Source organism: Brevundimonas sp. GN22 (assembly GCF_054824005.1).
The window spans coordinates 1-4,864 of sequence record NZ_JSYD01000128.1; the positions used below are offsets into that span (position 1 = coordinate 1).

The 4,864-nt window shown below is 60.8% G+C and carries 4 protein-coding genes; all 4 read left to right on the forward strand.

The features are described 5' to 3' along the window. Positions 1 to 1,296, forward strand: a 1,296-nt coding sequence (rfaE2, locus tag OB03_RS13995) for a D-glycero-beta-D-manno-heptose 1-phosphate adenylyltransferase (RefSeq protein ID WP_461344566.1), incomplete at its 5' end; no start/stop codon positions are given. Further along, complete coding sequence (rfaD, locus tag OB03_RS14000) at positions 1,293 to 2,294, forward strand: ADP-glyceromanno-heptose 6-epimerase (RefSeq protein ID WP_461344567.1); 1,002 nt, start codon at positions 1,293 to 1,295, stop codon at positions 2,292 to 2,294. The genes rfaE2 and rfaD, both read left to right, overlap by 4 nt. Further along, positions 2,294 to 3,418 (forward strand): DUF3089 domain-containing protein, encoded by a 1,125-nt coding sequence (locus tag OB03_RS14005; RefSeq protein WP_242913371.1) that lies wholly within the window; start codon positions 2,294 to 2,296, stop codon positions 3,416 to 3,418. Before rfaD ends, OB03_RS14005 begins: the two co-directional genes overlap by 1 nt. Before the next feature lie 46 nt (positions 3,419 to 3,464). After that, a partial coding sequence (parC, locus tag OB03_RS14010) for a DNA topoisomerase IV subunit A (protein ID WP_461344568.1) occupies positions 3,465 to 4,864 on the forward strand: 1,400 nt, incomplete at its 3' end.

Below are 4,864 nucleotides of genomic sequence, written 5' to 3' on the forward strand. Positions count from 1 at the left end.
ATGCCGGGCGGGGTGGGCAATGTGGCCCGCAATGTCGCGGCCATGGGTGCCGTCGCCCGCTTGGGCGCAGTTGCTGGCCGAGATGCTGCTGGTGACGAGTTGGCTGCTCTTATCGCTGGCGAAGACCGCATCGACGACGTCCTGACGCGTCCGGAAGGTGCTGACACCATCGTCAAAACTCGCTTCGTCTCGTCTGGTCAGCAGTTGCTGCGTCTGGATGAAGAGGCTGCGCCCCATGCCGGGTATGCGGACGCTACGGTGTTTGCGGGCGCTTCGGCTATCTTGCTGTCGGACTATGCCAAGGGCGTGGTGGATGACGGCCTGATCCAGTCAGCACTGGCGGCGGGTGCTGCGCTCAACGCCCCGGTAATCGTTGACCCCAAGGGCACCGATTTTGCGCGTTACGGTTCTGTCGACCTGATCAAGCCCAACGCCAGCGAACTGTCAGGGGCAACCGGCATGCCCGTTGGCACCGACCAAGAGGTCGAGGCCGCGCTCCAAGCCCTGTTAGACACGACCTCGGTCAAGGCTGTCGTGGTCACGCGGGCGGGTAAGGGCATGTCCATGATCCGCCATGGCGAGGCAGTTGTGCACTTCCCAGGCCGAGCACGTGAAGTGTTCGATGTGTCGGGTGCGGGTGACACCGCCCTAGCGGCACTTGGCCTCGCGCTGGGGGCGGGAATGTCTCTGGAGCAAGCTGTTCAGTTCGCTTTGCTGGCCTCGGGCGTTGTGGTCGGCAAGGCCGGCACGGCTGTTGTCACCCCGCAGGAACTGCTGGACGAAGAGGGCGGCGAGGGCGTCCACGCCTTCGGAAACGGCCTTAGCGAAGCCGATGCGCTGGCCGATCAGGTTAGCCGTTGGCAGGCCGAGGGTTTGAAGGTTGGCTTTACCAACGGCTGTTTCGATATTCTGCACCGTGGCCACGTGGCCTATCTAGCGCAGGCCCGCAGTTGGTGCGACCGCTTGGTCGTGGCTCTGAACACCGATGCCTCGGTCAGCGCGCTCAAAGGGCCAACGCGCCCCGTGAACAATCTGGACAGTCGCGCCGCAGTTATCGGCGCATTGGCCAGCGTCGATGGCGTCACCTATTTCGGCGAGCAGACCCCTCTGGAGCTTATCAAGCGCCTGCGGCCCGACGTACTTATCAAGGGCGCCGACTACACCAAAGAACAGGTCGTCGGTGCGGCCGAGGTCGAAAGCTGGGGCGGGGAAGTCCGACTGGCCAGCTTTGAAGACGGCTATTCCACCACCAAGACGATTGAGAAAATGAAGAACACATCGGAGAAGCCAGCATGATCCCGCGCATGATTGTCGTCACGGGAGGCGCGGGCTTCATCGGTTCGAACATCGTTGCCAGCTTGTGCGATAGCGGCGCGTGGGATGTTGTCGTTTGTGATCGTCTGGAAACGGCTGATCTGGGCAAGTGGAAGAACATCGCCAAGCACCAGATCGCGGACTTCTGGGAACCGGAGGAGATGTTCGAGCAGCTGGAGCGCCATGCCGACCGCATCGAGGCCGTGATCCACATGGGGGCCATTTCCTCGACGACCGAGCCGGACGCCGAGTTGATCATGCGCACGAACTTCAGCCTGTCGCGTGACATCTGGGATTGGTGCTCGATCCGTGATGTGCGGATGATCTACGCGTCCTCAGCTGCGACATATGGCGAGGGTGATCAGGGCTTCGACGATCAGGATGATCTTGAGAGTCTGGCGAAGCTTCGTCCGCTAAACGCCTATGGATACTCGAAATATCTGTTCGATCAGTACGCCGTTCGCCAAGCAGAGCGCAAGCAGGCTCCGCCGCAATGGGCAGGCCTAAAGTTCTTCAACGTCTATGGCCCCAACGAAGGTCACAAGGGCGGCATGAAGTCGGTGATCGCGCAAATCTGGCCCAAGGTTGCGGCAGACGAGACGGTCAGTCTGTTCAAGTCGCACCGTCCCGATTATGCGGATGGTGGACAGTTGCGCGACTTTGTCTTCGTTGAAGACATCGTGTCGATTATCAACTGGCTGTTGTTACGTTCTGAAATCAGTGGCGTTTTCAACGCAGGTTCAGGTCGTGCACGTTCGTTCGCTGATCTTGCGAAAGCCACCTTTGCCGCAGCGGGCAAGGAGCCAAAGATCACCTACATCGACATTCCCGAAGTCATTCGTGACCGGTATCAGTACTTCACCGAGGCCAAAATGGATCGACTGCGGGCGCTCGGATACGATGGGCAATCGACGCCGCTTGAAGAAGGGGTTCGCCGCTATGTGCAGAACTTCCTGGCTACCGAGGACCCGTACCGCTGATGCGTAGTCGCCTGAGCCTTAAGCACTGGGTGCGGTTGTCGCTGTTTGCGTTGCTGTTTCTGCTGCTTCTGGCTTTGGCTGTGTGGCGCGGGGATATCCTGCGGGCGGCGCTGGACCCGAAAGTCCCGTTCCAGACCTATACGCCTCCGGCTGCGCCCGACTATTCCCAGAATGAAGCCTGGGCGATGCGGGATGTTCGCATCAACGGAGCAAAGGATGCGTCGGTCTTCTTCCTGCATTCCACTACCTATGACGGCGGGCAGGAATGGAATGGTCCGATCGGCGATCAAAAGGCAGATACCTATCTCCACCGAGTGGTCCTGCCGAACTTTGCGGCACCGTTTGCAGTGGCAGGATCGGTTTCAGTCCCTCTTTATCGTCAAGGGAGCCTCTATAGCCGCCTGACGCTGCGCGAGGATGCGCGTGAAGCGCGTGCCTTTGCCTATCACGATGTGGAGGCTGCATTTAATCATTGGATCGCCCGCCATCCTGACGGTCCGATTGTCCTGGTTGGCGTAGAGCAGGGCGGCGAACTATTGGCGCGGCTCCTTAGGGATCGGGTTGCCCCCGACGCAGCGCTGAAGCAGCGTCTGGCTGTGGCTTATATGATGGACACCATGGTGCCGGCCGATGCGATCAAGCTTCCGGTCTGTTCGCGTCGCGAGCAGAGCGGATGTCTGGTGGCGTGGTCTATGGTCGATGAGGGTGCCACAGGCGTGATTTCCAGACGTCAGCGTCGAGCGCTGTTCTGGGACGAGAAGGGTCGGCTGGTCGAATCCGGCAACAGGCCGATCATTTGCGTGAACCAGGTCAGCGGCTCCGATAACGAGCAAAAGACCGATCCGCGACTGCATCTGGGGGCCGCCAACGCGACCGGTCTGGAATGGGGCGTGCGGCCAGCATTCATCGACCGCGCTGTTACTGCGCAATGCCGCGAGGGTTTTCTGCGCAATACGCCGCTCAAGTCGGAATCTTTCCGCGAGCAACGGGCGTGGACGGATCGCCGAAAGGCCAAGCCCTATAATCTCTTCTACGCCGACACGATGGCGGACGTTCTGGCCCGTCTGGATGCGTGGCACGGCAAGAAAGCCACGACTTTTCCCCCGTCACCCCCAAGCGCGTGACAGAGTGGGCTAGACTTATTCGTCCTGATCCTCGATTCGATTTCGTATGACCGTTCACACCACACCGCCTAACGGCGGCCGCATCGTCGAAGAACCGATGGCCGAGGCGCTCTCGCGCCGTTATCTGGCCTACGCGCTCTCGACGATTACCAACCGTGCGCTGCCGGATGTGCGTGACGGGTTCAAGCCCGTTCACCGCCGCATCATGTACGCCATGCACCAGATGCGCCTGAACCCGCAGTCTGCGGCGCGCAAGTGCGCCAAGGTGGTGGGTGAGGTCATGGGTGGATACCACCCGCATGGTGACGCCTCGATCTATGAGGCGCTGGTGCGTCTGGCTCAGGACTTTGCCCAGCGTTATCCGCTGGTCGACGGTCAGGGTAACTTTGGCAACATCGACGGCGATAGCGCCGCGGCCATGCGTTACACTGAGTGCAAGCTGACGCCCGCTGCGGTTCTGCTGCTGGAAGGTATCGATCAGGACGCGGTCGATTTCCGTCCGACCTATGACGATCAGGACGAAGAGCCGGTCGTTCTGCCGGCCGGTTTCCCGAACCTGCTGGCTAACGGCTCATCTGGCATCGCCGTGGGTATGGCGACGTCGATTCCGCCGCACAACGTCGGCGAATTGATCGACGCGTGCCAACTGCTGCTGGATAAGCCGGAAGCGAACACCGACGACCTGATGCAGTTCGTCCCGGGGCCGGACTTCCCGACGGGTGGCGTTTCGGTCGAAGGTGCTGCCTCGATCCGCGAAGCCTATGAGACCGGTCGCGGTGGCGTGCGCGTGCGCGCCCAGTGGGAGACCGAAGACCTTGGTCGCGGCGTCTGGCGCGTGGTCATCACCGAGATTCCGTATCAGGTTCAGAAGTCCAAGCTGATCGAACAGCTGGCGGACCTGATCGAAAACAAGAAGGCCCCGTTGCTGGCCGACGTGCGCGATGAATCGGCGGAAGACATCCGCCTGATCCTCGAGCCGAAGAACCGCACCATCGAGCCCGAGATGATGATGGAGAGCCTGTTCAAGCTCTCCGATCTGGAAGCTCGCTTCCCGATCAATATGAACGTGCTGGATGCCACGGGCACGCCGCGCGTCATGGGTCTGAAGGAATGCCTCAAGGCCTTCCTCGATCACCGTCGCGAGGTTCTGAACCGTCGCTCGCAGTGGCGCATCGCCAAGATCGAGAAGCGCCTGCACCTGCTTGAAGGCCTGCGGGTTGCGTTTCTGAACCTCGACGAGGTCATTCGCATCATCCGCGAGGACGAGCAGCCCAAGGCGACCTTGATTGCGCGCTTCAACCTGACCGAGGTTCAGGCCGACTTCATCCTCGACACCCGACTGCGCCAACTGGCCCGTCTGGAAGAGATGGTCATCACTGAAGAATACAACAAACTTCAGGAAGAGCTGGACGGCCTTAAGGCGCTGACCTCGTCGGAAGCCAAGCA

Coding starts and splice junctions, on each gene's coding strand:
- rfaD (WP_461344567.1), top strand. CDS start 1,293: ATGATCCCGCGCATGATTGTCGTCACGGGAGGCGCGGGCTTCATCGGT.
- OB03_RS14005 (WP_242913371.1), top strand. CDS start 2,294: ATGCGTAGTCGCCTGAGCCTTAAGCACTGGGTGCGGTTGTCGCTGTTT.